Genomic DNA, 25,929 nt, shown 5'->3' with positions numbered 1-25,929 from the left:
CGGCTTCCGCACTTGCACCGGCTCACAGGGCTTACGATCTGGATGACCAGGGCGTCGCACTCACTTGACACTGAGTTAATTCACGGATGCGCGGCGGCGCGTGTAGGTGACATGTGTCTTCTCCCACGCTGCCTGCCCGCTGGCACACGTGATCGGTGCACATTTCGAACCGGCCGTTCGTTGCCCGTTGATCGAACGACGGCTCCGGATCGCACTGAGCCATTCCGCCGCCGCGGCGCACGCCTCGTGGAATTCAGCGCGCAGTCATGTAGCCGTTAGCGATCTTTTACCCCTGATGCCTCGATCGCCTTACCGAGCTTGATCAGATAGTCTCTCGCTGCGTCGAGCTCTCCGCGCCAAAGCCATTTCAGGCAGTTGAAAAGCTCCCACGCCAATCCGCGGTCACCATATCGAAAAACAGTCATATTTCGATCGGCCGACGCATGCCGCTGTGAAACTCTAGACTCCAGGCACAGGCCTCGATTCACGATCTCCACGAAGGGTTGTTCTAATTCTAGTTTCGTATCAGGTGCGATCACGTGAAACTCAATCGAGGTCATATCTGCAAAAATGAGTTTCCGATAGGGGCTATCGGGACTATGTTTGCCGTCGACTGCGAAGAGTATTTCCGCTGGTGAAATTAGCTGACCTACCATGCGAAACAGCGAATGTCCTGTACCATCTGAGCAGAAAGCAATCAGGTCTATGTCGGACAGGCGATCGGCGCTTTCCTTTGCAAATGAACCGACGATGGCTGCACCGATGCATTCGGTCGACTCCTGAAGTGCAACGGCGATCCGCATAAGGAGGGCGATCTGCAGCGTCGTTGAAGGATTGCTTTCCCATCGATCGATGAATTCTTCGAATTGCATGAAGGTTGCGTTGGTAAACGAAGGGCTTGGGGGGACGCATTAATGATAAGTTTAAACAGCCCCGCTCTGCAAAGTGCCCGGTTAGAAATGCTCCATGCGATTCACATAAAACCATGCCGACAGGTTACTCACGGTTGGCGTGGCAGGCCGAAAGCGGCCACATCGACACATTCGTATGGAGTGCATCGATTGTTGGCGATCGTCACCTTCGAAATGTCAGAATCTCGTGTTTCCGACTGATGATAGGTTCCAGATGCAACCCACCTTCGAAACCCGCCGCCTGGTGCTTCGTCCCCGCACGCTGCTGGATACCGACGAGTGTCTGGCCATGGATTGCGACCCGGAGGTAACGCGTTTCGTGGACGGCCCGTGGGGTGACAGCCAACGGCATCGGGACTTCATTGAGACACGCACGCTCGCCTCTTACCCACCGGGAATGGGCTATTGGGCAATCAGGAATCGAAGCGACGCGTCCGAGTTCCTTGGGTGGATTCTTTTGATCCCCACGGATGCCCGTGACCCGGAAGTCGAAATAGGGTGGCGTTTGCCCCGCAAAGCCTGGGGATCGGGTATCGCCACTGAGGCAGCATTTCCGGTCCTTCAACACGCGACCGCAACACTCGGTTTGGTTACGGTGGTCGCAGAAATCGACATCTTGAACCTCGGATCGCTTCGAGTCGCCGAAAAGCTTGGTTTAACACGAAGGGGGGAGGTGATTGATCACGGCAGGCGAAGTGCTCGATATACGACGTAGCGGGGTTTGCCACAGAAGGAGGCTCCAGCACCCCGGTGTCGGACCTGTCGATTGAAGCGGACGATATGGACGCAGCACTTGACCGCATTAAGGCTGCGGGCTTTGCCATCGAATATGGTCCGGTTGACGAACCTTGGGGCGTCTGTCGGTTCTTCGTTCGCGATCCATTCGAGAAACTGGTTTCCGCTCAGCGCCGACCATATCCGAACGAGCAAAAAAATAGCCGGCCATAAGCAGCCACTTCCCCCCGCAACTGCCCGTCCACTCAGATGTCTGAATTACATCAATAAACAGCCAGCCCGTCTGTAACAACGAACGCAACACAGCGGTCGAGCAGGGCAGTTTCGCCAACGCATTTCCACAACGATCGGCCATCACCCTATTGGACCTAAGTCCTATTGCGCCACGCGCAAGTCTGCCAAATATTGTTGGCACGACGACGGACCAGACGCCTGACCGGATTGCAGGCCAATACCGAGGTGAGGCAATGAAACCAGCGGCTTCCGCGGGGGCTGCCCCGCATCGACTGCCCCTTTTGCAGGGGCTTTTGCCGTTCAGTTCAGCGCAACTCCCGCACGACATCGTGGCGGGGATCACGCTTGCGGCGCTCGGCATTCCCGAGGTAATGGGCTATACGAAGATCTCGGGCACGCCCACTGTCACGGGCCTTTACACCATCCTCCTGCCGCTCGTGGCGTTCGCGATCTTTGGTGCATCGCGCCAACTGGTCGTCGCCGCGGATTCCGCCACGGCCGCCATTCTTGCGGGTACGCTAACGGCCGTCGCCGCGCTGGGCAGTAAAGAATATGTCGGCCTGACCAGTACCGTCGCCTTGACGGTGGCCGTGATGCTGGTGTTTGCGCGAATCTTCCGTTTGGGCTTTCTTGCCGACTTTCTTTCTCGCAGCGCGTTAATCGGCTTTCTGACTGGCGTGGGCATCCAGGTCGCGGCAGGCGAGCTTGCGGGGCTGATCGGACTCGCGAAACAGGGACATGGTCCGCTGATGCAGATCGTGTCCGTGGTCCAGCGCGTTGCCGAGGCGAACTATCCGACCACGATACTTTCGATTGCCGTCCTGGCCGTCATCATCGGTTGCAAACGATTTGTGCCACGCGCGCCGGGAGCGCTGATCGCGGTTATCGGATCGATCGTGGCAAGTGGCGTATTCGACTTCGCCCGGCACGGCATTGCCATCACCGGTGAAGTTCCCGGCGGGCTTCCTTCGCTGTTTCTCCCGCCGCTGCATACCAACGAAATCAACCAGGTATTGGCGACCGCCGCCTCGTGTTTCATCGTCATCATCGCGCAGAGCGCCGCGACTGCGCGCGCATACGCCAACCGCTACAACGAGAAGGGCGACGACAATGCCGACATTATCGGGCTTGCGGCGGCGAACGCCGCTGCCGCGTTCACCGGCACCTTCGTCGTCAACGGGAGTCCGACCAAAACCGAGATGGTCGACGATGCTGGGGGCCGCACTCAGGTCGCCCATCTGACGACGGCGGTCATCGTGCTGCTGGTCCTGCTGTTCCTCACGAAGCCGCTGAGCCTTTTGCCGGCGGCTGTCTTGTCGGCCATCGTGTTCATGATCGGCGTGAAGCTGATCGACGTGAAGGGCATGACCGAGCTTTATCGCATGCAGAAGGACGAATTTATCGTCGCGCTGCTCACGGTGTGCGTGGTCGTGTTCGTCGATGTGATGCACGGCATTCTCGCTGCCATCGTGATGTCGCTGATCGCCCATGCCCGAAACAGCTACCACCTGCGCACACGCGTGCTCACCCGCAGTCCGGCCGGGCAGTGGGTCGCGCATCGTGTCGAACCGAATGTGCTGGCGGCGCCTGGCATGGTCGTCTACCGGTTCGAAGCCGATCTGTTCTATGCGAACGCCGGTCGTTTCTCGGAGGAAGTGCTCAGGCTCGTCAATGAGGCAAGCGCGCCATTGCGTTGGGTGATCCTCGATGCGTCGGAAATCAACAACATCGACTACACCGCCTGCAAGACCTTGATTCAGCTCGGAGGCGAACTCGACAGGCGCGGCGTGGGGTTCGCAACCGTTGCACTTCCAACTGGCGTTCGGCACGAGCTTGAACGGTATAAGGCGCTGCGCGCGCAGGACATTCATCGCGAGATCTTTGCAACCGTCGATGCCGCGATCGCCACGCTCAGCAATCGATCAGCAACGGCTCCGCCGTCCGCGCCGGGCGCCAGTGCCGGCTGAACCCACGCCTGTCGGCAACGCGCAGGAAAGCAGGAAAGGGGAGTCACACGTGTCTGAGATCGCCGCAGCGAAGCGCAAGCAATCCGCGAAAGAACCGGCCGATCCGGGAACATGGGCGGCGCATGAAGATCCGTCCGCCTTGTTCGCGGGACGCGGCTCGTTGGCCTCGCGCATCCAGCAGGGCAAAGCGGCGCGTGCGAAAGTGCCGCGTGCGAAGCTCGCTGAATGCAGGACGGATGGCCGCGATCCTCTCGTGTTGCTCGCCGCTTCCAATGTGGGGCGGGTGCCGGAGTTGATACCCATTCGCTACGGGCGCATGGTGGCGAATCCGTTCGCGTTCTATCGCGGCGCGGCGGCGGTGATGGCCTACGATCTGTCGAAACTGCCGCATTCGGACGTCAACGTCCAACTGGGCGGCGATACTCACCTGGCGAACTTCGGGCTGTTCGCGAGCCCCGAGCGGCGCATGCTGTTCGGCCCCAACGATTTTGACGAAACGCTGCCCGGTCCATTTGACTGGGATGTGCGCAGGCTCGCCGCCTCGTTTGTGATTGAAGCGCGCGAACGCGGACTCGCGATGCGTGAGCAGCGCGCGGTCGTGCGTCGGCTCTGCGAGACGTTTCGGCAACGGATCGCCGAGTTCAGCCGCATGGATACGCTCGACGTCTGGTACTACCAGTTCAGGGCAGCGAGCATGCTGGAGATTGCCGGTTCGCTGGAGGAAAGGAGAAAGGAACTCGCCGTCATTACCAAGGCTAGCCGGCAGTCGTCCCGATCGGTGATGACGCATGCGACCGAAGTCGTCAACGGTAAGCTGCGCATCAAGGACGTGCCGCCGCTCGTGTATCACATTCCCCTTGAGAGTCCGCACGATCATAAGCAATACGATGCAATGGTGAGGCGTTTTTTCGCCGACTACCGGTTGACACTGCCCGACGACAGGCGCGCGCTCTTTGATCGCTACGAGCTGGTGGATGTCGCCATTCGCGTCGTTGGCGTGGGGTCGGTCGGGACGCGCTGCTACCAGTCGCTTTTCATGGCCGATGGTGCATGTCCCTTGTTTTTGCAGTTGAAAGAGGCGCGAGCTTCGGTGCTGGAGGGATATTTGCCGCCCAGCCGTTTTCCCAATCACGGACAGCGCGTCGTGAATGGACAGCGTCTGCTGCAATCGGCCAGCGACATTTTTCTCGGATGGTCGAAAATGCGCCACACCGGCAATGACTTCTATGTGCGTCAACTGCGCGACATGAAGGGCGCATTCGATTTTTCCACATTCGATATCCATGATCTCGACGAATACGCCGTCTCCTGCGCTCACGCGCTGGCCCATGCGATGGCGAAAGCGGGCGACCCCGCGTTATTGCTCGGCTATATGGGAAAGTCGGACGCGTTCGACGAGGCCATCGAGCGATTCGCGCTCGCTTATGCCGAGCAAAACGAAGCGGATTGGACGGCTTTAAAGACGGCGGTCAAGTCGGGAGGTATCCAGGTCATTCGTGAGTGATGCGAGAGCGCACGGCCACCGGAGTCGGCTCGAAGACGGAGTCAATCATGTTGCACAACGTACTGGTCGCCACCCCGGTCATGCTGCTGTGCCTGCTGCTGCAAGGCGCGGTCGTGACCATCTGCCTGCGCCGTTACGCGGGACTGCGGCATGCTTACCAGGGCAAGGAGCCGCTGTGGATGGATGCGTTCCTGTTGTCCGCTGTGATGCTGCTGACCTTGCTCTGCAACTTCGCGCAGATGGCGATCTGGGCGGCGCTGTTTATGGTCCTTGGCGAGTTTTCCGACTTCGTCACGGCGCTATACCATTCCGGTGTCAATTTTTCCACGCTCGGCTATGGCGATATCGTCATGTCCAGACACTGGCGTATGCTCGGACCGATCGAAGCTGCGAACGGCATCTTGATGTTCGGTGTCTCGACCGCTGTGATGACGGCTGTGGTCATGGACGTGATCAAGTACCACGGGGCGCGTTTGAGGCAGGAATAGCGATGTAGACGCTACACAAAAAGTGCGCTAATTTATCTTATGTTAAATAAACCCACCGAATAACCCCCTCACCGATCCCCAGCATTTTGGCGTAACAGAACCCGGCAAAAATGACGGTAATATGTGTCACTTTTGCGACGGCGCGAGCGGCGCGCCGTTGAATCCGAGGTGATGCCCTATGTTCGGCCGGTTCATGCCCAGAGACGGTAATTTCTTCGAGATCTTCAATGCTCATGCGCGTTATATCGTCGACGGCAGTCATGCGCTCGAAAGACTGATCGAGCACATCGACGACGCGGAGAGACACCGGCGGAATATAAAAATCATCGAGAAATCCGCAGACAAACTGACCCGTGACTGCAACGACCTGTTGCACAAGACATTCATCACGCCACTGGATCGCGACCAGATCCAGCATCTGATCAATACGCTGGACGACATCATCGACGTGATTGAAGACGTCGCGAACACGATCACGCTGTACGACGTGCGAGCGCTGCCCGACGATGCGATCGAGTTTGCGCGTCTGAGCACACGAACGGCGATTCAGGTTCAGCAGGCAGTCAGCCTGCTTTCCGATATGAAACAGGCTGATCAGATCCTGCGCTGTTGCAAGCAAATCGACGAACTCGAATCGGAAGTCGACAGATTGCTGCGTATCGCGATTTCGCGGCTGTTTCGCGAGGAAGACGATGTCAAGACGCTGATTAAACTGAAAAGCGTCTATGAACTGCTCGAGACCATTACCGATAAATGCGAGGTCGCTGCCAAAATCATTCAGGGTATCGTGCTGGACAACGCCTGAAGGTATTTCCCGATACCGCTGGATCAATCGCCATTCCCCCGCTTCAACGCACCAGACGCCGATTTTTTATCCCCTCGAATAATCCCAATCTGTGTAACACTAGTGTCACATCCAGGCGCCAATCGCCAGGCGCCCTTCAACCGGGCCCATAAGTCATGCTGTAACGTCGCCTATCGTGTTGATCCTTCTGAATCTGCTTTCCGGCGTGTCGCTTCTGGTGTGGGGCACGCACATCGTCCGCACCGGCATTCTGCGCGTGCTTGGCGCCGATCTTCGCGCAATCCTCGGGCGCAGCACGGGTAGTCGGCTCAAGGCCTTCCTCGCCGGTCTGGGCGTCACCAGCCTCGTGCAAAGCAGTAACGCCACGGCGGTCATCATCTCGTCGTTCACCGCGCAAGGCATGGTGTCGCTGGCGAGCGGGCTGACCATCATGCTGGGCGCCGACGTTGGCACCGCGCTCATGGCGCGGGTGCTGACACTCGATCTCTCGTGGCTGTCGCCGCTGCTGATACTCGTCGGCGTACCGCTTTTTCTCACGCGCAAGCAGACGCGCGTCGGTCAAACGGGGCGCACGCTCATCGGCCTCGGTTTGATCCTGCTGGCCCTTCATCTGATTGTGGAAGCGGCGCAGCCCATGATGCAGGGCACCGGCGTCAGGGTGATGTTCAGCGCCCTGACCGGCGACACGATGCTCGATGCGCTGGTCGGCGCGGCCTTCGCGATGCTCTCGTATTCGAGCCTCGCCGCCGTGCTTTTGACGGCGACGCTCGCCTCTTCCGGCGTCATTTCGTTGAAGGTCGCATTGTGTCTCGTGGTCGGCGCCAATCTCGGCAGCGGTCTGCTCGCGCTGATGAGCGCGTTGCCTCAAAACGCCGCTGCCCGCCGCCTCGCCGCGGGCAGCTTCGCATTCAAGCTGCTCGGCGCGGTGATTATCCTGCCGTTCGCCTCGTTGCTCGCACGCGCATTGCCGGTCCTCATTGCGAATCCGCGCGAGGCCGTCGTCGGCTTCCATCTGATCTACAACACCGTGCGATGCTGCGCCTGTCTCACCATGGTCGACCGGGTCGCCGCCATCAGCCGTCGGTTGTTGCCGGACCGCCCATTGGTCACCGGCGAACTGCGCCCGCTGCATCTCGATCCCGCCGGGCTTGCGACGCCGGGCCTCGCGCTCGCCAACGCATCGCGCGAAGTGCTGCGGATTGGCGATATCGTCAGCGTGATGCTGGAGAACGTCTCGGAACTGCTCAGAAGCAACGATCTCGCCGTCGCGCGCGAAACGATGCGAATGGACGACGACGTCGACCAGTTGTACGCCGAAGTGAAAAACTATCTGACGCTGATCTCGCGTGAACAGCTGGATGAAGCCGAGAGCCGCCGCTGGACGGACATCATTTCTCTCACGATCAATCTCGAACATGCAGGCGATATCATCGAGCGCATCGTGAGCGACATCGAAGAGAAAAAGATTTCCCAACGGCTCGCATTCTCCGAGCAAGGTTTGGGAGAACTCGACGATCTGCACGCGCGACTGGTGAGCAATCTGCGGCTCGGGCTGTCGGTGTTTCTGAATAACGATTTGCGTTGCGCGGAACAGCTTCTGGCCGAGAAGGAACGTTTTCGCGATCTGGAGCGCGTGTATTCGCACAAGCATCTGGACCGGCTTGCGGGACAGTCGCTTCGCAGCGTGGAAACCAGCGCCTTGCATCTCGATCTGATCAGCAACATGAAGCGGCTGAATTCGCTGTTCTGTTCGACGGCCTATCCCGTACTCGACGCGGCAGGCGCCCTGCATGAAACCCGGCTGCGCAAGCGTTCGCTGGACAGTCTGCACACGAAGGAGTGACGCAGCGACCGTGCCGCGGGTACGCGCAGACGTACGTCATTCGCGTAGCACACGCGCCCTTGCGCGCGCTCACCGCGCCCGCGCAAACTCCACAAACCGGTCCGCCGCCGGGTTGTGCATCGTCGACGGATGCGCGAGATGCAGCGGTGCGCTGAGTCCATGCGCGCGGCTCAGCGGGCAAAAGACCACATTGCCGTGATCGTAGTGCCGCATCGACGCCGGGACCAGCGTCACGCCCAAACCGGCCGCGACCATATGAATGCCCGTAAGCATGCGCGGCACTTCGCGCGCGACGTGCGGTAGAAAACCCGCGCGCTTGCAGGCGGCGAGAAAATCCGCGTACATGCCGGGCGCGCCGGGACGCCGCACGAGGATGAAATCTTCGTGCGCGAGCGCTTCCAGCGGCAGCGCGGGCGGCTCGCCCTCACCGCTCGCGAGCAGCGCATGTCCGCGCGGCAGCACCACCACCATCGGCTCGTCGAGCAACTGGACGAACGACAGCTCGGCGGGCGTTTCCACGGGCTTGCGCAGAAAAGCCACGTGAATCTGGCGCGCGAGCAGACGCTCGATCAGCTCGGCGGCGTTGAGTTCCGCGAGTTCGATTTCGATGCCCGGCTGCGCCGCGCCGAACGCGCGAATGATCTGCGTCGTGAGCGGATGAAAGCCCGCCGAACTCGTCAGGCCGATCGCGATTGTCCCCAGTTCGCCGCGCGCGATCCGGCGTGCGTGCGATACGCCCTGCTGCAAGCTCTCCAGCACGAGCGTGGCGGTTTGCGCGAACGCTTCCCCGGCTGGCGTGAGTTCGACGCCGCGCGGCATCCGCACGAACAGCTCGCAGCCCACTTCTTCCTCCAGCAGCCGGATTTGCTGCGAAAGCGGCGGCTGCTGCATCGCCAGACGCTCGGCGGCGCGCGTGAACTGACGTTCCTCGGCGACGGCGAGGAAATACCGCAAATGGCGTAGCTCCATCGTTTCAGGCTTCCTGACTCTGTGACGGGATCGGCGGGCGGACCCGTGGCGTGGCTCCCATATTTTTAACGTATGGGAGGGTCATCGAATCGATATTTTACATCTATCGGACGCGCCACTACGATGCGTGGACTTCGCCCGAACGCACTCGCGATGCGGCGAAGACCAACCACGCAACGACGTCACAACAACAATCGGAGACCACCATGAAAAAGCACACCGCTGCCGCGGCCATTCTCATTTCGGGCTGGAGCGCGGCCCACGCGCAAGGCGAAATCGACGAGGCGCTGCAACTGGCGACCGGCGGCGCGGGCGCGAGCGCGGGCTCGGTCACGCTCTACGGCGTGATCGACGCGAACGTCGAGTTCCTCTCGCATGCAAGCGCCACAGGCGGCTCACTCGTGCGCGAAAACTCGGGCGGCATTCACAACTCGCGCTTCGGCGTGCGCGGCAGCGAGCCGCTCGGCGGCGGCAACAGCGCATGGTTCGTGCTGGAGTCGGGTTTCAACAGCAACGACGGCACGCAGGCGACGGCGGGCACATTGTTCAACCGCACCGCCGCCGTCGGCTTGTCGAACGACCGCTTCGGCTCGCTGTCGTTCGGCCTGCAATACACGGCGATGTACGACATTCTGTTGCGCTACGATCCGATGTCGTTTGCGCAGCAGTACACGTGGTTCCCGACGACAGGCTCGTCCGACGACTTCGCCTTTCGCGCGCGCAACAGCAATTCGGTCAAATACGTGGGCCGCCTGGGCGGTTTGACGGCCATCGCCGACTACAGCTTCGGCGGCGACGCCGACTCGTTCCAGAGCAGCGCCGCGTACGGCGGCGGACTCGACTACGATGGCGGCAGCTTCGGCGTCGCCCTCGCCTACGACTACCGCAACGGCGCGATCAATTCGAGCGGCAAGTGGACGAAGTCGCGCAACTACAGCGTGTCGGCGCGTCAGAGCATCGGCGCGATCGAACTGCTCGGCGGCTACGAACACTATCTGTACAACCCGACGAAAAGCGCATCGGAATCGCAGGCGCTGCTGTTCGCGGGCGCGCGTTATCCCGTGATGCGTCATCTCAAGTTGACGGCCGCGTATTACTACGACCTCAACAAGACGCCCGGCACCTCGAACACGTGGATGGGCGTGCTGAGCACGCAGTACGACCTGTCGAAGCGCACCTCGCTGTACGCGACCGTTGCCTACGCACAGGCGACGCGCTACGCGGATGGCACGTACACGCCGGTCGGCACCAGCGACAGCACGGCCTTCGGCCCGAACCAGACCGGCGTGACGCTCGGCATGTTTCATCGCTTTTGATGTTCGCGACGCCCGTGCAACGCGCGGATCGCACGCAACCGTTTGATGGAGTGGTACGCATGACACGAAATCCTGAGGGGCCGCCGCCGCGCGATGCGGCTGCGCAATCGCCCGCCCGCACCAAGGCGTTTGCGCGCATCGCGTTCGCCGCGGCGGCGTCGGTTGCCGTGGCGCTCGCCTTCACCGGCGCGCCCGCGCACGCGGCGCTGGCCGACGCCGCGCACGTTTATTCGCCGCATCTGCGCCCCGTCGCGCACATCTCGGACACGCGCATGCGCATCGACACGCCGGGCGGCCCCGCCGAATTCGCGCTTTACGTCTCGCGCGACTGGGACCAGCCGCAGCCCGGCGTGACGCGCGCGATCATCGTGATTCACGGCAAGCTGCGCAACGCCGACACCTATTTTCACAGCGCCGAAGCCGCACGCGACGCCGCGGCGGCCCAAGGCGCGAACACGGCCGGCACGCTGCTGATCGCGCCGCAATTCCTCGCGACGCTCGACTTCGCGGGCCGCGACGAACCCGTCGATCTGCTGCGCTGGGACGCCAACGGCTGGATGGCCGGCGACGCCGCCGTCGCGCCGCAAGCCGTCAGTTCGTATGCGGTGCTCGACGCCATCGTCGCGCGGCTCGCCGACCGCACGCGCTTTCCCAACCTGCGCCACGTGATCTTCGCAGGCCACTCGGGCGGCGGCCAGGTCGTGCAGCGCTACGCCGTCGCGGCGCGCGATCTCGGCGCGCTCGCGCAGGCAGGCATCGACGTGCGTTACGTGGTGTCGAGCCCGTCGACGTATGCGTATTTCGACGCCGAACGTCCCACGCCCGTCGACGCCCGCGCCTGCCCCGATTTCGACACCTGGAAATACGGCATGCAGCAACGCCCCGCTTACCTCGCCGACCGCACGCCCGCGCAACTCGAAGCCGCGTATGCGCGGCGCCGCGTGACCTATCTGGTCGGCGGCAAGGACGACGATCCGCAGCAAAAGGCGCTCGACCGCAGTTGTCCCGCCGAGGCGCAAGGCCCGCAGCGCGTCGCGCGCGCGCAGGCGTACTTTCGCTATTTGCAGGCGCGCCATCCGCAGGGCTTCGATCAGACGCTGCATGTCGTACCGGGCGTCGGTCATAACGGCGCGCGCATGTTGACGTCGGCGTGCGCGCTCGCGGCGATGTTCGATACGCCGGGGTGCGCGCCATGAGTTCACTTCGTTCTTCACCCACTGCGCCGGCTGCGCCCTCTGCGCTGAACGCGCTGTCTCCCACCATGGTCCGCCGCGCGATCTTTTCTTCGGTGCTCGGCAACGGACTCGAATGGTTCGATTTTCTGATCTACGCGTACTTCTCGAAGATCATCGCGCAGGTCTTTTTCCCGGCGGGCAGCGGCTTTCTCTCGCTGATGCTCGCGCTCGCGACCTTCGCGATCGGCTTCGTGGTGCGGCCGTTCGGCGGCATTCTGCTCGGCCTCTACGCGGATCGCGCGGGCCGCAGCCGCGCGCTCTCGCTGATCATCATCTCGATGGCGGTCAGCACGCTGCTGATGGGCCTCACGCCCGGTTACGCGCATATCGGCCTCGCCGCGCCCGCGCTGATCATCTGTGCGCGGCTGCTGCAAGGGCTCTCGGTGGGCGGCCAGTTCGCGACCGCCTCGGCGATGCTCGTCGAGTACGCGCCGCCTGGACGCAAGATGTTCTACGGCAGCTTCAACATGTCGGCGCAGTCGTTCGCGCTGCTGCTTTCCTCAGGCACCGGCTATCTGCTGACGACGCAGCTCACGCACGCGCAACTCGTCGCGTGGGGTTGGCGCGTGCCGTTTCTCTGCGGCGCGCTTGCGGGGCCGATCGGCTTTTATATCCGTCATCGCGTCGCCGAATCGCCGGAATTCGTCGAGCTGCGCGCGCACGAAGGCAAGCCGCCGCGCGTCACGTTGCGTCAGTTCTTCCGCGACAACGGCCGCGCCGCGCTCTGCGCGATGGGCGTGATCGCCGTCGGCGCCGCGACCAACTACGTCTGGCATTCGTATATGGCCGTCTACGTCGAGCGCGAGTTGCACTTGCCGCTCGCCGTTGCCTTGCGCGGCGCGTTCTTCTGCGGCGTGCTGAACCTGTTTCTGTTTCCGCTCGCGGGACGGTTGATGGACCGCTTCGGCGCGTACCGGCTGTTCTATCCGGTGACGATCGCGTGGATGGCGTGCGCGTATCCGCTGTTCGTCTACGTGGTCGCCGCGCCGTCGGCCGGACGGCTGTTCGTCGCGCAGGTGATCTCGACGGTCTTTCTCGCCGCGATGTCGGCCGGCCACCCCGGCATGCTCGCGACGCTCTTTCCGGTGCGCAGCCGCTCGTCGGGCGTCGCGCTCTCGTACAACGTCGCGGTGACGCTGTTCGGCGGACTCGCGCCGTTCACGATCACCGGACTCACGCGTCTCACGGGTTCGAGCCTCACGCCCGCGTTTTATCTGATTTTCGCGGGGCTGTTCTCGCTCGTGCTGGTGGCGGCGTCGCGACGCGGCCACCGTGGCGCCGACGACAGCCGCCTCGCCTCGCCACGGAGCCCTGCTGCATGACCTCGCCCACCGCTCACGACCGCGCCGAAGACTTCGCCACGGACAGCGCCCACGACGAACGCGCGCCCAACGAACGGCCCGTCGCCGTGATCGCGCCGCTGCATCTCGACGTCGACACCGCGCGCGGACGCGGCACGGTGCCGCTCTACGCGTCCGGCAACTGGGGCGCGCAGCGCAACGACGCCACGCGCGCCGTGATCCTGCTGCACGGCCGTTTGCGCAACGCCGACGCCTACTTCGAACTCGCGCAACGCGCGCGCGCGGGCGCGGCGGCGAGCGGCAACAGTACGGCGAGCGACACGCTGCTGCTCGTGCCGCAATTCCTCGCCGACGCCGACATCGACGCGCATCGCCTGCCGCCTTCGACGCTACGCTGGGACTGGACCAGCTGGATGGGCGGCGACGATGCGCATGGTCCCGCGCCGCTCAGTTCGTTCGACGTCGTCGATGCGCTGCTGGCCGCGCTCGCCGATCCGCTGCGCTTTCCGGCGCTGCGCGAAGTCGTGATCGCCGGGCATTCGGGCGGCGCGCAGGTCGTGCAGCGCTACGCGGTGCTCGCGGCTGGCGACGCGGCGCTTGCCGCGCGCGGCGTGGCGCTGCGTTATGTGATCGCGAATCCGTCGTCGTATGTGTATTTCGATGCGCAGCGGCCGGACGGCTCAGGCGGGTTCGCGCCGTTCGACGCCGCGCGCTGCCCCGGCTTCAATCGCTGGAAGTACGGGCTCGACGCGCTGCCGCCTTACGCGCACGCGACCCAGGCAAGCGGCGCGCCGCTCGATCCGCGCACGCTCGAAGCGCAGTACGCGCGCCGTCACGTGACCTTGATGCTCGGCGAGCGCGATTGCGATCCGGCGCATCCCGCGCTCGACCGTTCGTGCGAAGCGATGACGCAAGGCGAGCATCGGCTTGCACGCGGCCGCGCGTGGGCGCAATACATGCGCGCGCGGCATCCCGATGCGAGCGCGCACACGACTCACGAGATCGCGGGCGCGGGCCACGACGCCGATGCGATCTTCGGCTCGCCAGCGGGACGCGCGGCGTTGTTCGGCTGAGCGTGTTCACGCCGCGCCCGCTCGCTGATTCCACTCACACCTGCGCCATGAGCGCGCGCACGGCATCGCGCGCTTCGCGGCCGAGCGCCGCCATGTCGAGATCGGGAATGGCGTCGTCGACCACCACGGCCCGGCCCGCCGCGAACAGCGCCTTCAACGCGGGCCGCCCGCCGCTCGCGACCGGACCGATCGCCGGATCGTGCAGGCCAAAGTAGCGCGGATCGTCGAGCCGGTAGATCGCGAGGTCGGCCGGCGCGCCGGGCGCGATGCGGCCCAGCTCCGTCAAGCCCAGCACGTCCGCGCCGCCCGCGGTGCCCCAGTGGATCACGTCCTCCACGCTCGCCGCGTGCGCCCCGCCCTCGAAGCTGCCGCCCGCATACGCCGGGCGTGCCGCCATGCCCGCGCGGGCGCGCTGTGCGAGCCAAGTCATGTGCACCTCCGAGATCATGTCGGCGGCCTCGTTCGACGCCGCGCCGTCCACGCCGATCGAGACCGGCGCGCCGGCCTCCGCCAGTTCGGTCAGCGGACAGATGCCGCTGCCGAGCCGCCCGTTGCTCTGCGGACAATGCGCCACGCCCGTGCGTGTCTGGCCGAGCATGGCGATCTCGTCGGCGTCGAGTTTGACGAGATGGGCGAACCAGACGTCGTCGCCGAGCCAGTCGTATTCGCCGCAGAACGCCACCGGCGAGCAGCCATGCATCGACCGCGCGCTGTCCTGATACGAAACCGTCTCCGACAAATGGCTGTGCAGGCGCAAGCCCAGCCGCCGCGCGAACGCCGCGCTCTCGCGCATCTGCTGCGGCGAAATCGAATAGAGCACCGTGGTCGGCGCCATGACGACGCGCCTTGACGCGCGCGGCGACGGATCGTGATAGCGCGCGGCCAGCCGCTCGATGTCGGCGAGATAGTCGTCGAAGGACTCGGGGCGCAAGGCCGTCGGCAACTCGGCCTCGAGCTGACGCGTGCGCGTCGCGCCGCCGCGCAGCAGCACGAAACGCAGGCCCAGCCGTTCGGCCTCCTCGAAGAGAATCGCCGAGCTGTCGAACGGCATCTGCGGGTAATAGAGGTAGTTGTGGTCCGCGACCGTCGCGCAGCCCGAGCGCGCCAGTTCGATCAGGCCGATGCGCGCCGCCAGCCGGAACCGCGCTTCGTCGAAACCGGCGCGAAAGCGGTACGGCGTGGCCGCGAGCCAGGGCGTGAGGCTCGCGTCGAGCCCTTCGCGATCGCCCTTGAGCAGCGACTGGAACAGATGATGGTGGGTGTTGACCCACGCCGGATAGATCACGCAGTCGCTTGCGTCGATCACGCGCTCGCCGGGCAGCGGCGCGAGCGCGCCAATCGATTCGATGCTGTCGCCGCGCAGGCGGATGTCGGGGCCGGCGAGCCGCGTCGCTTCGCCCGCGCGCGGGTCGCCGCCCGTCATGATCGCGGCGGCATGGCGGATCAGCGTGGTGGGAATCGTGGATGTCATCGGGGACGCCTCATGAAATGGCCGTTGCGTTGATCGTTGTTCGTTGCTTGTGGGTTTACAGCTCGCTCTCGTGCCAGCCGCGCAGACACAGGCGCGACAGCCACACGGTCATGCCGAACAGCAGCACGCCGGTCACGGTGATCAGCAGCAGCGCCGCGAACAGACGCGGAATGTTGAGCTGAAAGCCCGCTTGCAGGATCTGGTACGCGAGCCCCGCCCCACTGCCGCCCGTACCCGCGACGAACTCGGCCACCACGGCGCCGATCAGCGAAAGTCCGCTGGAAATACGCAGCCCGCCGAAGAAATACGGCAGCGCGCTCGGAATGCGCAGGCGCACGAGCGTCTGCCAGCGCGTCGCGCGATGAATCCGAAACAGATTGACGAGCCCCGGATTCACGCTGCGCAGCCCGAGCGCCGTGTTCGAGATGACCGGAAAGAGCGCCACCAGCATCGCGCAGACGACCAGCGCCGCCGTCGTGTTCTTCACCCAGATGATGATCAGCGGCGCGATGGCTACGACCGGCGTGACCTGCAACAAGACCGCGTAGGGAAACAGGCTCGCCTCGATCAGCGGACTCTGCACGAACAGCAGCGCGATCGCCACGCCGAGCACCGTCGCCACGGCGAAAGCGAGCAGCGTGATCTTGAGCGTCGCGAGCAGGCTCGCGAACAGCATCGGCCAGTCCTGCACGAGCTGCTGCACGATCGCGGCCGGCGACGGCACGAGGTACGCCGGCACCGCGCCGAGCGTGCACCACGCCTGCCAGATGCCGAGCATCAACAGTCCCACGCACCAGGGCGCCAGCGCGCGCGCTACGCCAGGGCGACGCAGCAGCGGCACGCGCTCGCGCGCGGCGGATGTTGCGGATGTGGCCGTCGTGGCGATTTCACTGCCTGCGCGCGCCATGCGCATCGGCTGCACGGATTGTCCGCTCATGATTGCACCTCGCTGTCCTCGTCGATCTGCGACGCGGCGTGCGCGTCGGAAATGCGTTTCGAAAGCGCACACGTATGTTCGACGAACGGCGCGCTGATGCGCCAGGCGTCGTCGCGTGTGGCGGGTCCGTCGATCGGCACGTCGGCGATCACGCGGCCCGGCCGCGCCTGCATGACCACCACGCGGCTCGACAGAAACACCGCTTCCTGAATGCTGTGCGTGACGAACACCACGGTCATCGCGCGGCGCTGCCAGAGCGCGCGCAGATCGCTGTCGAGCCGGTTGCGCGTGAATTCGTCGAGCGCGCCGAAGGGTTCGTCGAGCAGCAGCAGATCGGGCTCCGTGACGAGCGCGCGGGCCAGCGACGCGCGCATCTGCATCCCGCCCGACAACTCGCGCGGCCGCGCGGCGCAGAACTTGCCGAGCCCCACGCCTTCGAGCGCCTCGCACGCGCGCGCCTGCGCTTCGCGGCGCGGCACGCCCGCGAGATCGAGCGGCAGCCGCACGTTGTCGGCGACCGTGGCCCACGGCATCAAGGTCGCTTCCTGAAACACGAACGAGAGCCGTCGCCCCGGTGCGCCCACCGTCTCGAACGGGCCGCCCCACCAGCGCAGATGGCCGTGCGTGGGCGTTTCGATGCCCGCGAACATCTTGAGCAAGGTGCTCTTGCCGCAACCCGACGGCCCCAGCAGCGAGACGAACTCGCCCGGCTCGATGTCGAGCCGCACGTCATCGAGCGCGACGGTGCCGTTCGGATAGCGCTTGTCCACGCGCTGCACTGCAAGCAAGGGAATCGACATGGTCACACCTCCGTTTCGATGCGGAACACTTCGCGCTCGCCATGCGTTTCGAGCAGTTTGAGCAACATGCGGCGCATCAGCAGGCCGGGCTGATCCGATTCCATGTGGCACTCCTGCTGACGCCGCACGTCGATGCAGGCGTCGTAATCGGTCGCTTCGAGAATGTCGCGGTCTTCGTCGGTGATCGGGCGGTCCCAGTCGATCAGCTCCTGCGTCGAGCACGCGTCCTCGGTGTCGTTGCGATAGAGCCATTGCGACAGCATGATCGTGCGGTCGTCGATCGGCGTCGCGCAGTTGTAGATGATGTGATGCACCCCGCTCGCCGGATACACGCAGCCGAAGCGCCGCGCGAACGGCATGAACCAGCGGTTCAGCAGATGGCGTTCGGTGATCTCCTCGGTCGTGCCGGTGATGCGATGGCTCGCGGCCGGATTGCGCACGGGCACGTGCGTTTCGGCTTCGAAGCCCCAGTCGTTGGGACGGAACTCGTATTTCGACGGCTTCGGGCTGCTGAACAGGCCGAAGTTCGCCTTGTGCACGAAGCTGAAATGCGAGTTGTCGAAGGAGTTCTCCATCATGCGCAGCGGGCTCGTTTCCCAGCGCTCGTAGAATTGCAGGATGCGCCGATAGCCGCCTGCGGTTTCCTCGGGAAAGTCGGGAATGGGCTGCAACGGTTCGTCGAGCGCGACCCACGCGTAGCCGTAGCGCGCCTCGCAGCGATACGCGGGCACGACGGCGCGCGAGGGAATGGCGGTGCCGTCGTTTTGCGGAATCTTCACGCAGCGGCCGCTGCAGTCGTAGGTCCAGCCGTGATAACCGCAGGCGATGTTGCCGTCGTCGTCGACGAAGCCTTTCGAGAGTTTCGCCGTGCGATGGCAGCAGCGGTCGCGCAGCGCGTGCGGCTGGCCGTCGGCGCCCTTCCAGAGCACGATCGGTTCGCCGAGCAGCGTGAACGGTTGCGGACCCGCGTCGAGTTGCGACAGCGGCATGATGGCGTACCAGAAGCGGCGCAGAACTTTCTGTTGCGTGACGAGCATGGGATTGTCCTCGTGTTGTTCTCTTGGTGTGCAAGACCGTCAGGGCATGACCTTGAGGGTGTCGACGAACTGGAGCGTGTAGGCGTTGCGGTAATCCGTATCGGACTTCAGCAGGCCCGCGTCGACCATGTAGTCGTAGGTGCGTTTCCAGCGCGCGTCGGTCATGGCGCCGATGCCGAGCGTCGCGGCGTCGCCGCCGGTGACGAGCCGCAGCTTCTTCATCTGCGCCACGCCGTAGGCGAGTTGCGCGTCGCTCATCTGCGGGTTGTCCTTCTTGATGAGCGCGTTGCCCGGCGCGGGATCGTTGAGATAGCTTTTCCAGCCTTCCATCGACGCCTTCACGAAACGCGCGACCAGCTCGGGCTTGTGCTTGAGCGTGTCGCGCATCGTCACGATCGTCGTGTTGTACGGCGGATAGCCCGCGTCGGCGAACAGGAAGAAGTGGGTTTTCACGTGCGCCGCGTCGGCCTGGAAGGTCTCCGAGGTGGGATAGGCCTGCATGGCCACGTCGCGGTCGGCGTAGAACGGTTGCAGGTTGAACGTGTAGGGGCGCGCCTGGGCGTCGCTGTAGCCGTACTTCGCCTTGAGCCACGGCCACCAGCTCGTGCGGCCCGAACCCGCGACGAGGATCGTCTTGCCCTTGAGATCGGCGAGCGTTTTCACGTCGTCGTGCGTGAGCATGCCCTGCGGATCGAACTGGAACGAAGCGGCCACCGTCGTGACGGGAATCTTCGCCTCGACGGCCGACAGCACCTGGAAGTCGTAGCCGAGAATGAAGTCGGCCTGGCCGCCCGCCAGCAGTTGCAGCCCGTTGACCTGCGGGCCGCCCATGCGGATCGTCACGTCGAGCCCGTACTTCTTGTAGATGCCGGTCGCGACGGCCTGATAGAAGCCGCCGTGCTCCGCCTGCGCATACCAGCTTGTGAGGAGCGTGACGTGATCGTCGGCACGCGCGAGGGTGGGCAAGGTCGTCATGAAAACCGGCGCAAAAACGCCGAGAAAACGCGCGAGCCGAAGCCAGCGCGCAACGCGAAGCAGATTGCTCATGGAGGCACTCCGGGTGCTGTGGGGAATGATGGAGCGAAGCCGATCCGCGGCGCGCGCAAGCGCCGGTTCGGCAACGTCGTGGTGATGAATCGTTTGGGGCCGTTGCATCGCTCGCTCCTTGTTGGCGGAACCCGACGGTTCCGGTCAAACGCCGATCGATGATCGGCGTGGGCGCACGATGCGCCCCAAGAGCAATGCCCCACGGTGCCGGCTGCCTCGAAGGCCGTGCCGGTCGCTAGCCGCTTCTACTCTGTACCGTGTTTCAAGCGAGCTTCGTGCCAGCTATGCACGAAACGTCGCACTCCTGCAATGACGGGGCGCAAAGCGCTGCGTGCGCAACGTCGTCGCCGCTGGCGGCACCTCGGCTGGGCATCGAAGCACCAGCGGCGTGCGTCCATGCCCGCTCATCCGCGAGGCTGCCGCCGCGTTCAATGCTCCGCATACACGCCCGCCATCGTCACGAAGCCTTCGAGACGCTTGATGCGCGTACACCATGTTGCCAGCGACGGATAGTCGATCGTGTCGATCTGCGCTTCGTCGAGCAGCACGACGGGCGCGAAGCACGCGATATCGGCGATCGTCGGCGTGCGGGTCGAACAGAGGAACGGCGCGCCCATCGCCTCGTTGAACCAGCAGGTTTCGTCGAGCAGGCGCAGCAAGGGCCGCGCTTCGCGATCCGCGCGAGGCAGCGGCGCGCCCACGTCGTGGAGCACGTGCTCGCGGCGCGTGAACACGATGTGCGAGAGCCGCGTCGCCACGCCGAGCCAGCGCTGGATCGCGGCGTGCGTTCGCGCGTCGTGTTCGGGCAGCCATGTGCGGTTCACGTCATACCGCGCCGCCAGCCAGACGAGGATCGCGTGGGCGTCGGCGAGCGTGGTGCCGCTGTCCTGCAACACCGGCAACGCGCCGAGCGGACTCAGCTCGCGAAACGCGGGCGCATCCTGCTGGCGCGACGGATAGCGTTCGACGCGGATGCGCTCCGCGTCCAGCCCGAGCAAGCCCAGCAGCAGTCGCGCCTTGTAGCTGTCGCCGCAGAGTTCGTCGTCGTGGAGTTTGAGCATGGGCGGCCTCACAGGTCGAGCGTCAAGGTGGGCGTGCGTGCGCGCGAGACGCACACGAGCATGCAGTCGCCAGCGGCGCGTTCGCGCGCGTCGAGCCACACGTCGCGATGCAGCGGCTCGCCGTCGAGCACGGGCGTCAGGCAGGTGCCGCAGACGCCCTGCTCGCACGACGTCGGCACTTCGACGCCATGAGCGCGCAGCGCGTCGAGCAGGCTCGTATCGGCGGGCACGTCGACGCTGCCGCCGCTGCGTGCGAGATGCACGGTGAAGGGGCTGTCTTCTTCGCTCGATGCGTGGCTCGATGCGTCGATGGCCGGTGAGATCGCGCTTGGTGCGGCGTCCATGCGCACGAGCGGCATCGTGACGGCGACGGGCGATGGCTGCGCGCGTGGTGGACGGTTTTGCGCGGGCGCTTCGGTGGACGAAGTGCGCAACGCATCGGCCTGCGCTTCTGCCAGCGCTTCACGCGCCGCTTCGAGCGCATCGCGCATGGCATTGAGCCGGACCTGATGCGCGCGCTGGAGCGCGAGCCGCTGCTCCGCGTCGAAGTCGCCAGGCACGACGCCGTGCACGCGCGTCTTGCCCGCCCGCGCGGGTTGCAGCACGAAGATCGCCGAACACGCCGCGCCGTCGAGCGACTCGATCGTGAGCGTGCCGCGTTCGCATTCGAAGGCGGCGCACTCGGCGGCATCGGCCTGCGGCAGCACATAGGCGGACAAGGCGCGCTTCACGCTCGCGAGATCGGCGTCGATCGTCGTGCTGCGCAAGGGCACGCAGGCTGGCGGCTCGGCGGCGGCGAGCGCGTCGATGAGCGGGAACGCCGCCGTTGACGCACCCGTCGCGCTTGGGCACGTCCACACGAAACCGTAGCGCTCGATCGCGGGCCACGTCGTCACGCGAATCGGCGGCGCGCTCGCCTGCGGATGCGCGGGCACCGCGCGGCACGCGCCCTCGCCGCTCGCGAACCGCCAGCCGTGATACTGGCATTGCAGCGTATCGCCGCGATGATGACCGAGCGAAAGCCGCACGCCGCGATGCGGGCAGCGGTCTTCCCACACATTGACGCGCCCGTCGTCGGCACGCCAGACGACGAGGCCTTCGCCGTGCAGTTCGGTGCGATGAATCGCGCCATTGTCCAGCGCGCCCGCCGCGCACAGCGCGTACCAGCGCGCCGGTTCCTGCCTGCGCTCAACCATGCTGCGCTCCTTGTGACGGTGAGTCCGTCGTGCCTTCGGTCGTCCCATACGTCACGCCGCGCGCGCGCAGCCAGCGCCGATACGCCACCGACATCGCATCGGCCAGCACCGGATGTTCGCTGCCCGCCGTCAGCGGCAGGCGCTTGGGCACCTGGTTGACGAGAATCTTGATGTCCTGCGCGAAAATGGTTTGCTGAAAGCCGCGCAAGGCTTCGTCGGGGCTCGCATCGTCGAGATAGCTCATGACCGTGTGCGCCACGCACCACTCTTCGTCGAGCGGCTGCACGAACAGCGCGATGACGTCGAAGCGCTCGGGCTGCGGCGGACAGGTCTTGTACAGCACGGCGATATACGGCCGCGCCACGCGATAGACGTACTGCACGTCGAGCGCCGCATCGGCGGTCATCGCCGCGCGTGGCTGATAGAAACGGCAATCGCGCGCATACAGTTCGTCGTTCGCGTCGTCGTGCTCGATGCGATACGGCGCGACTTCGGTGTAAGGCTCGACGCCCAGATAGCCCGTATGCACGAACGGGAAATGGCCCATGTCGAGAAAATTCTCGACCGCGCGCAGACCGCTCACATGCACGCGAAACGCACCGGCGTGCAGCAGGCGGCGATCCGGTTCGGCGGTCTCAGGAATCGCGACGATGTCCGCGCGCGGCTCGCCGAGGCACGCCCACACCACGCCATGCCGCGCACGCGCGTGACACGGCGTGCCGAGGTCGAGCCGCGTCACGCGCGGCCCAGTCGGCACGTTCGGCACGTTCGACGAACCGTCGCCAGGCTCGACATACAACTCGACGCCCAACAGCCGCGTGCGCCCCGCACGCAGGCCGTCGAGCGCGGCCACCGGATGCCAGTCGTTCCAGATCAGCGCGTCGCGCGCTGCGTCGCTTAACGTATCCATCTGCGCGTCTCCCAGTTCCTTTTTCGTGGTGCGCGCAAGCTCACTGCGCGAGGCTGCCCTGCACGCCGTCGACGAACCAGTCGAGCCGGTTGGCGTCCGCCGCCGACAGCGCCGTGCCCGCCGCCACGCGCGTCTGGCCCTTCTGATCCTTGATCGGCCCGGCGAAGGGATCGAGCGTGCCCGCCACGAGCGCGGCGCGGCGTTCCGCCAGCTTGCTCAGCGCCTCGGGCGGCACGGCCTGCGCGTTGACGTGCACGAGATCCGTGATGCCCTCTTTCACGCCCCAGTACACGGGCTGGTTCGTCCACGTGCCCTGGCGCACCGCCTCGATCGCCTTCACGTAATACTTGCTCCAGTCGTAGGCCACCGAGCCCAGATGCGCGTGCGGCCCCCATTGGCTCATGTCCGAGTCCCAGCCGAACGCGTGAACGTGATGCGCTTCGGCCACGCTCATCGTCGCCGTCGAGTCGGTGTTCTGCATCAGCACGTCGGCGTTCATGCCGATCAGCGTTTCGGCGGCCTGGCGCTCCTTGCCCGGATCGAACCAGCTGCTGATCCACACGACCTTCACGACCGTCTGCGGCGCGACCGAACGCGCGCCGAGCGCGAAGGCGTCGATATTGCGGATGACCTCGGGAATCGGCACGGAACCGACGAAGCCCAGCACATGCGTCTTCGACGTGTAGCCCGCGAGCACGCCGGCCAGGTACGCGGATTCGTAGACCTTGCCGTTGAAGTTGCCGAGATTGCGCGCGCTCTTGTAGCCCGAGCAATGCAGGAACACGGTGTCGGGATAGTCGCGCGCGACTTTCATCATCGCGTCCATGTAGCCGAACGAGGTGCCGATCACGACCTTGTCGCCCTTCGCCGCGCGGTCGCGGAACACGCGTTCGGCATCGGCGTTTTCGGGGACGTTTTCGATCCGCTTGAGCTGCATTTCGCCGCCGAGCACCTTCTGCGCGGCGCTGATGCCGCGTTCGTGCGCATAGGTCCAGCCCGCATCGCCGGGATTGCCCAGATAGACGATCGATACGTCGAGCGGCGCGCCGGCGGCTTGAGTCGTTGGGGCCGCTTGCGCGGCGCTGGCGTCGAGCGGGCCCGCGAGCGTGGCCGCGACGATCGCAACGAGCGAAGCGGACCGGCGCGCCAATGTCGGCACGGCGGGCATGGCGCGGCGGCGGGTTGACGGTGCAGCGGAAGGCGAAACGTTGAGGCAGGCGTTAAGGCTGGCGGGCGTCGTCATGTGGGCGTTCCATTCAGGGCGCGAGGTGAGGAAGCGGAGCGTGCGGTGCAGACAGGTCTTGATGCGTGATACCGAGTTCGGCGAGCGTTTCGCAGACGATCCGGGCGAGCGCGTCGGGCTGTGCGAGTTGCGGAACGTGGCCGCATTCGAGCGTGCGCACGCGCGCGCCGGGCACCAGCGCCTGCATGCGCCGCTGCAAGGGCAAGAGGACGGAGCGGTCGAGCGTCGCCTCGACGTAGACGCGCGGCACGCGGCCAAAGCGCGACGCGCTGAGCGTCGCGACGAGCGCGCGGCCGCCTTCGGCCTGCGGCGTGAGCAGGCTGGCCGCGCGGCGCGCGGCGTCGGGCGGGCAATCGTGCAGAAAGATATCCAGCGCGGCGTCGGCGGGGACACGCGACACGCGGCCGTCGTCGCTCCAGACCAGGTAAGGCGCGATGCCGCTCGCGTTCTCGACGTCGGCGCTCGCCGCATCGACCAGCTCGCCGTAACCCATGCCCGACGGCAGCATCATCCCGGCGACGTAGACGATCGCCGCGACGCGTTCCGGCACAGCCTCGGCCACCTGCGAGGCGATCACGCCCGCGCCGCTGTGCGCGACGAGCACGCACGGGCCGTCGACGCGATCGAGTTCTGCCCGCACGGCCTCGACATAGGTATCGAGCGTGATCCCGCCCAGCGCGGCGTCGCGCGCCGGATCGGCGCCGTTGCCGGGCAGATCGAGCGCGTGCGTGTGCCAGCCGCGCTCGCGCATCGGCGCGCGCCACGCGTCCCACGCCCACGCGCCCTGCCACGCGCCGTGGATCAGCAGCATGCCGGCCGCGCGCGTCATCCGTAGGTTCTCCGGTAGCAGGCCTGCAAGTGGTCGCCGACCGTGATCGGCGGCCAGGCCGCGGCTTCGCCCGGCGCGGCCGTGATGCAGGTGACGAGATAGTCCGGCCGGCCGGTGAAGAAGAACGGCATCGAGTAGCGCTCGCGGCCCGATACGTTGACGACGCGATGCAGCGTCGAGCGATAGCGGCCGTTGGTCCAGCGCGCGATCAGATCGCCGAGATTGACGACGAAGGTGCCCGGCAGCGGCGGCACGTGAATCCAGGCGTCGCCGTCCTCGACTTGCAGGCCGCCGTGCTCGTCCTGCCAGAGCAGCGTGAGGCAGCCGAAATCGGTGTGCGCGCCGCAGCCCTTCTGCCCCGGCAGCGCGCCCGCGGGCTGCGGCGGATAGTGGAGCAGGCGCAGCGTCGCCATCGCGTCGTCGCAGAAATCGTCGAAATGGTTTTCGGCGAGACCGAGCGCCAGCGCGAGGCCGCGCGTCAGACGTTTCGAGAGCGCGTACAGCGCGTCGAAATACGCCTGCATCGCGGGACGAAACGTCGGCGAATGGCCGGGCCACTGATTCGGGCCGCAGTTGAACGTGCCCGCCTGCACGTGCGGATGGTCATCGGCGAGTTCGTTGCCGATGTAGAAACCTTCCTTGAGATCGGGCGGCGTGCCCGCCTCCAGCACCTGGCCGCGCAGCGGCTCGTAACCCCGGTTGCAGGGCGAGAGCGCCTTGTCGACGCGGCGCTTGTCGGCCTCGTCGAGCGCGAAGAAGGCTTCGGCTTCGCGGCGCGCGGCGTCGACGAGCGCGCCATCGACGCCGTGGTTCGCGATGTAGAAGAAACCTTTGTCGGCGCAGGCGGCGTGCAGCGCCGCGCCGACCCGGGCGCGATTATCGGCGTGCGCCGAAAACAGGCCGCCGATATCGATGACCGGCAGCGTGGCCGTGGGGACGTTGCGTGCGGCGAACGGCGCCTCGGCGGGCGGGCAGACTGACATGCGAGTTCCTTGCAAAAGGATTTCAGGCAAGTCT

General features: G+C 65.2%; 23 protein-coding genes and 1 pseudogene. 11 read left to right on the top strand and 13 right to left on the bottom strand.

Annotated features, from left to right (window positions below):
• Positions 1-275: 275 nt before the first annotated feature.
• The gene (locus U4Y88_RS22960) at positions 276-872 is read right to left on the bottom strand and encodes a hypothetical protein (RefSeq protein ID WP_321786605.1); all 597 of its coding nucleotides are present in this window, start codon (positions 870-872) and stop codon (positions 276-278) included.
• 253 nt (positions 873-1,125) lie between these two features.
• Between U4Y88_RS22960 and U4Y88_RS22955 the strand changes: the two genes are divergently transcribed.
• From U4Y88_RS22955 to U4Y88_RS22925, 7 genes and pseudogenes are all read left to right on the top strand, one after another.
• Positions 1,126-1,626 (top strand): GNAT family N-acetyltransferase, encoded by a 501-nt coding sequence (locus tag U4Y88_RS22955; RefSeq protein WP_321786603.1) that lies wholly within the window; start codon positions 1,126-1,128, stop codon positions 1,624-1,626.
• A 5-nt stretch (positions 1,627-1,631) separates the two neighbouring features.
• Positions 1,632-1,859 (top strand): annotated as a pseudogene (locus U4Y88_RS22950) (VOC family protein); the annotation flags it as partial.
• Positions 1,860-2,113: 254 nt separating this feature from the next.
• On the top strand, positions 2,114-3,847 hold the full coding sequence (locus U4Y88_RS22945) for a SulP family inorganic anion transporter (protein ID WP_321786601.1): 1,734 nt from the start codon (positions 2,114-2,116) through the stop codon (positions 3,845-3,847).
• Between the two features lie 49 nt (positions 3,848-3,896).
• Positions 3,897-5,351 (top strand): DUF2252 domain-containing protein, encoded by a 1,455-nt coding sequence (locus tag U4Y88_RS22940; protein WP_321786599.1) that lies wholly within the window; start codon positions 3,897-3,899, stop codon positions 5,349-5,351.
• A gap of 47 nt (positions 5,352-5,398) precedes the next feature.
• Positions 5,399-5,839 (top strand): potassium channel family protein, encoded by a 441-nt coding sequence (locus U4Y88_RS22935; protein WP_224017295.1) that lies wholly within the window; start codon positions 5,399-5,401, stop codon positions 5,837-5,839.
• A gap of 178 nt (positions 5,840-6,017) precedes the next feature.
• Positions 6,018-6,644 carry a DUF47 domain-containing protein gene (locus U4Y88_RS22930; RefSeq protein WP_321786597.1) on the top strand — a complete coding sequence of 209 codons (627 nt, stop codon included), beginning with the start codon at positions 6,018-6,020 and terminating at the stop codon, positions 6,642-6,644.
• Between the two features lie 175 nt (positions 6,645-6,819).
• Positions 6,820-8,487, top strand: coding sequence for a Na/Pi cotransporter family protein (locus U4Y88_RS22925; protein ID WP_224017300.1), 1,668 nt, complete (start codon positions 6,820-6,822; stop codon positions 8,485-8,487).
• Between the two features lie 69 nt (positions 8,488-8,556).
• Here U4Y88_RS22925 and U4Y88_RS22920 read toward each other — a convergent pair whose 3' ends face one another.
• Positions 8,557-9,456, bottom strand: coding sequence for a LysR family transcriptional regulator (locus U4Y88_RS22920; RefSeq protein WP_310631495.1), 900 nt, complete (start codon positions 9,454-9,456; stop codon positions 8,557-8,559).
• 206 nt (positions 9,457-9,662) lie between these two features.
• On the opposite strand from U4Y88_RS22920, the gene U4Y88_RS22915 reads away from it, so the two are divergent.
• Genes U4Y88_RS22915 through U4Y88_RS22900 form a run of 4 tightly spaced genes read left to right on the top strand, consistent with a single transcriptional unit; the run spans position 9,663 to position 14,381 of the window.
• Positions 9,663-10,772 carry a porin gene (locus U4Y88_RS22915; RefSeq protein WP_321786595.1) on the top strand — a complete coding sequence of 370 codons (1,110 nt, stop codon included), beginning with the start codon at positions 9,663-9,665 and terminating at the stop codon, positions 10,770-10,772.
• Positions 10,773-10,831: 59 nt separating this feature from the next.
• On the top strand, positions 10,832-11,968 hold the full coding sequence (locus tag U4Y88_RS22910; RefSeq protein ID WP_321786593.1) for an alpha/beta hydrolase: 1,137 nt from the start codon (positions 10,832-10,834) through the stop codon (positions 11,966-11,968).
• Positions 11,965-13,329 carry an MFS transporter gene (locus tag U4Y88_RS22905; protein ID WP_321786591.1) on the top strand — a complete coding sequence of 455 codons (1,365 nt, stop codon included), beginning with the start codon at positions 11,965-11,967 and terminating at the stop codon, positions 13,327-13,329. The genes U4Y88_RS22910 and U4Y88_RS22905 overlap by 4 nt, the downstream gene beginning before the upstream one ends.
• Complete coding sequence (locus tag U4Y88_RS22900; protein WP_321786589.1) at positions 13,326-14,381, top strand: alpha/beta hydrolase; 1,056 nt, start codon at positions 13,326-13,328, stop codon at positions 14,379-14,381. Before U4Y88_RS22905 ends, U4Y88_RS22900 begins: the two co-directional genes overlap by 4 nt.
• Positions 14,382-14,415: 34 nt before the next feature.
• Here U4Y88_RS22900 and U4Y88_RS22895 read toward each other — a convergent pair whose 3' ends face one another.
• The 11 genes from U4Y88_RS22895 to U4Y88_RS22845 all read right to left on the bottom strand — a co-directional run bounded on the left by U4Y88_RS22895 (position 14,416) and on the right by U4Y88_RS22845 (position 25,895).
• Positions 14,416-15,852, bottom strand: a complete 1,437-nt coding sequence (locus U4Y88_RS22895; protein ID WP_321786587.1) for an amidohydrolase family protein — start codon at positions 15,850-15,852, stop codon at positions 14,416-14,418.
• Between the two features lie 55 nt (positions 15,853-15,907).
• Positions 15,908-16,630 carry an ABC transporter permease gene (locus U4Y88_RS22890; protein WP_321786716.1) on the bottom strand — a complete coding sequence of 241 codons (723 nt, stop codon included), beginning with the start codon at positions 16,628-16,630 and terminating at the stop codon, positions 15,908-15,910.
• 155 nt (positions 16,631-16,785) lie between these two features.
• Entirely contained in the window at positions 16,786-17,589 is an 804-nt protein-coding gene (locus U4Y88_RS22885) for an ABC transporter ATP-binding protein (RefSeq protein ID WP_310631501.1), read from the bottom strand.
• 2 nt (positions 17,590-17,591) lie between these two features.
• Entirely contained in the window at positions 17,592-18,626 is a 1,035-nt protein-coding gene (locus U4Y88_RS22880) for an aromatic ring-hydroxylating oxygenase subunit alpha (RefSeq protein ID WP_224017316.1), read from the bottom strand.
• Between the two features lie 39 nt (positions 18,627-18,665).
• Positions 18,666-19,601 (bottom strand): ABC transporter substrate-binding protein, encoded by a 936-nt coding sequence (locus U4Y88_RS22875; protein WP_321786714.1) that lies wholly within the window; start codon positions 19,599-19,601, stop codon positions 18,666-18,668.
• 500 nt (positions 19,602-20,101) lie between these two features.
• Positions 20,102-20,734, bottom strand: coding sequence for a glutathione S-transferase family protein (locus U4Y88_RS22870; protein WP_321786585.1), 633 nt, complete (start codon positions 20,732-20,734; stop codon positions 20,102-20,104).
• An 8-nt stretch (positions 20,735-20,742) separates the two neighbouring features.
• Entirely contained in the window at positions 20,743-21,930 is a 1,188-nt protein-coding gene (locus U4Y88_RS22865) for a Rieske 2Fe-2S domain-containing protein (protein ID WP_321786583.1), read from the bottom strand.
• A complete protein-coding gene (locus U4Y88_RS22860; protein ID WP_321786581.1) occupies positions 21,923-22,840 on the bottom strand; it encodes an aromatic ring-hydroxylating dioxygenase subunit alpha in 918 nt (305 codons plus the stop codon). The genes U4Y88_RS22865 and U4Y88_RS22860 overlap by 8 nt, the downstream gene beginning before the upstream one ends.
• A 40-nt stretch (positions 22,841-22,880) precedes the next feature.
• A complete protein-coding gene (locus tag U4Y88_RS22855) occupies positions 22,881-24,008 on the bottom strand; it encodes a BMP family ABC transporter substrate-binding protein (RefSeq protein WP_321786712.1) in 1,128 nt (375 codons plus the stop codon).
• A gap of 88 nt (positions 24,009-24,096) precedes the next feature.
• On the bottom strand, positions 24,097-24,912 hold the full coding sequence (locus U4Y88_RS22850) for an alpha/beta fold hydrolase (protein WP_321786579.1): 816 nt from the start codon (positions 24,910-24,912) through the stop codon (positions 24,097-24,099).
• On the bottom strand, positions 24,909-25,895 hold the full coding sequence (locus U4Y88_RS22845; RefSeq protein WP_321786577.1) for an isopenicillin N synthase family dioxygenase: 987 nt from the start codon (positions 25,893-25,895) through the stop codon (positions 24,909-24,911). The genes U4Y88_RS22850 and U4Y88_RS22845 overlap by 4 nt, the downstream gene beginning before the upstream one ends.
• Positions 25,896-25,929 lie beyond the last annotated feature (34 nt).

The sequence above is a fragment of the Paraburkholderia sp. J94 genome, from assembly GCF_905220285.1.
Classification (GTDB): Bacteria; Pseudomonadota; Gammaproteobacteria; order Burkholderiales; family Burkholderiaceae; genus Paraburkholderia; species Paraburkholderia tropica_A.
This window is presented reverse-complemented; position numbering and strand designations above follow the sequence as displayed.

What these genes read in the sequence shown, in the direction of transcription:
- U4Y88_RS22920 (WP_310631495.1), bottom strand. Translation starts at nt 9,456, where the DNA reads ATGGAGCTACGCCATTTGCGGTATTTCCTCGCCGTCGCCGAGGAACGT.
- U4Y88_RS22865 (WP_321786583.1), bottom strand. Translation starts at nt 21,930, where the DNA reads ATGGTTGAGCGCAGGCAGGAACCGGCGCGCTGGTACGCGCTGTGCGCG.
- U4Y88_RS22915 (WP_321786595.1), top strand. Translation starts at nt 9,663, where the DNA reads ATGAAAAAGCACACCGCTGCCGCGGCCATTCTCATTTCGGGCTGGAGC.
- U4Y88_RS22850 (WP_321786579.1), bottom strand. Translation starts at nt 24,912, where the DNA reads ATGACGCGCGCGGCCGGCATGCTGCTGATCCACGGCGCGTGGCAGGGC.
- U4Y88_RS22855 (WP_321786712.1), bottom strand. Translation starts at nt 24,008, where the DNA reads ATGCCCGCCGTGCCGACATTGGCGCGCCGGTCCGCTTCGCTCGTTGCG.
- U4Y88_RS22845 (WP_321786577.1), bottom strand. Translation starts at nt 25,895, where the DNA reads ATGTCAGTCTGCCCGCCCGCCGAGGCGCCGTTCGCCGCACGCAACGTC.
- U4Y88_RS22870 (WP_321786585.1), bottom strand. Translation starts at nt 20,734, where the DNA reads ATGCTCAAACTCCACGACGACGAACTCTGCGGCGACAGCTACAAGGCG.
- U4Y88_RS22890 (WP_321786716.1), bottom strand. Translation starts at nt 16,630, where the DNA reads ATGCTCGGCATCTGGCAGGCGTGGTGCACGCTCGGCGCGGTGCCGGCG.
- U4Y88_RS22900 (WP_321786589.1), top strand. Translation starts at nt 13,326, where the DNA reads ATGACCTCGCCCACCGCTCACGACCGCGCCGAAGACTTCGCCACGGAC.
- U4Y88_RS22860 (WP_321786581.1), bottom strand. Translation starts at nt 22,840, where the DNA reads ATGGATACGTTAAGCGACGCAGCGCGCGACGCGCTGATCTGGAACGAC.
- U4Y88_RS22910 (WP_321786593.1), top strand. Translation starts at nt 10,832, where the DNA reads ATGACACGAAATCCTGAGGGGCCGCCGCCGCGCGATGCGGCTGCGCAA.
- U4Y88_RS22945 (WP_321786601.1), top strand. Translation starts at nt 2,114, where the DNA reads ATGAAACCAGCGGCTTCCGCGGGGGCTGCCCCGCATCGACTGCCCCTT.
- U4Y88_RS22875 (WP_321786714.1), bottom strand. Translation starts at nt 19,601, where the DNA reads ATGACGACCTTGCCCACCCTCGCGCGTGCCGACGATCACGTCACGCTC.
- U4Y88_RS22955 (WP_321786603.1), top strand. Translation starts at nt 1,126, where the DNA reads ATGCAACCCACCTTCGAAACCCGCCGCCTGGTGCTTCGTCCCCGCACG.
- U4Y88_RS22905 (WP_321786591.1), top strand. Translation starts at nt 11,965, where the DNA reads ATGAGTTCACTTCGTTCTTCACCCACTGCGCCGGCTGCGCCCTCTGCG.
- U4Y88_RS22935 (WP_224017295.1), top strand. Translation starts at nt 5,399, where the DNA reads ATGTTGCACAACGTACTGGTCGCCACCCCGGTCATGCTGCTGTGCCTG.
- U4Y88_RS22880 (WP_224017316.1), bottom strand. Translation starts at nt 18,626, where the DNA reads ATGCTCGTCACGCAACAGAAAGTTCTGCGCCGCTTCTGGTACGCCATC.
- U4Y88_RS22960 (WP_321786605.1), bottom strand. Translation starts at nt 872, where the DNA reads ATGCAATTCGAAGAATTCATCGATCGATGGGAAAGCAATCCTTCAACG.
- U4Y88_RS22885 (WP_310631501.1), bottom strand. Translation starts at nt 17,589, where the DNA reads ATGTCGATTCCCTTGCTTGCAGTGCAGCGCGTGGACAAGCGCTATCCG.
- U4Y88_RS22930 (WP_321786597.1), top strand. Translation starts at nt 6,018, where the DNA reads ATGTTCGGCCGGTTCATGCCCAGAGACGGTAATTTCTTCGAGATCTTC.
- U4Y88_RS22895 (WP_321786587.1), bottom strand. Translation starts at nt 15,852, where the DNA reads ATGACATCCACGATTCCCACCACGCTGATCCGCCATGCCGCCGCGATC.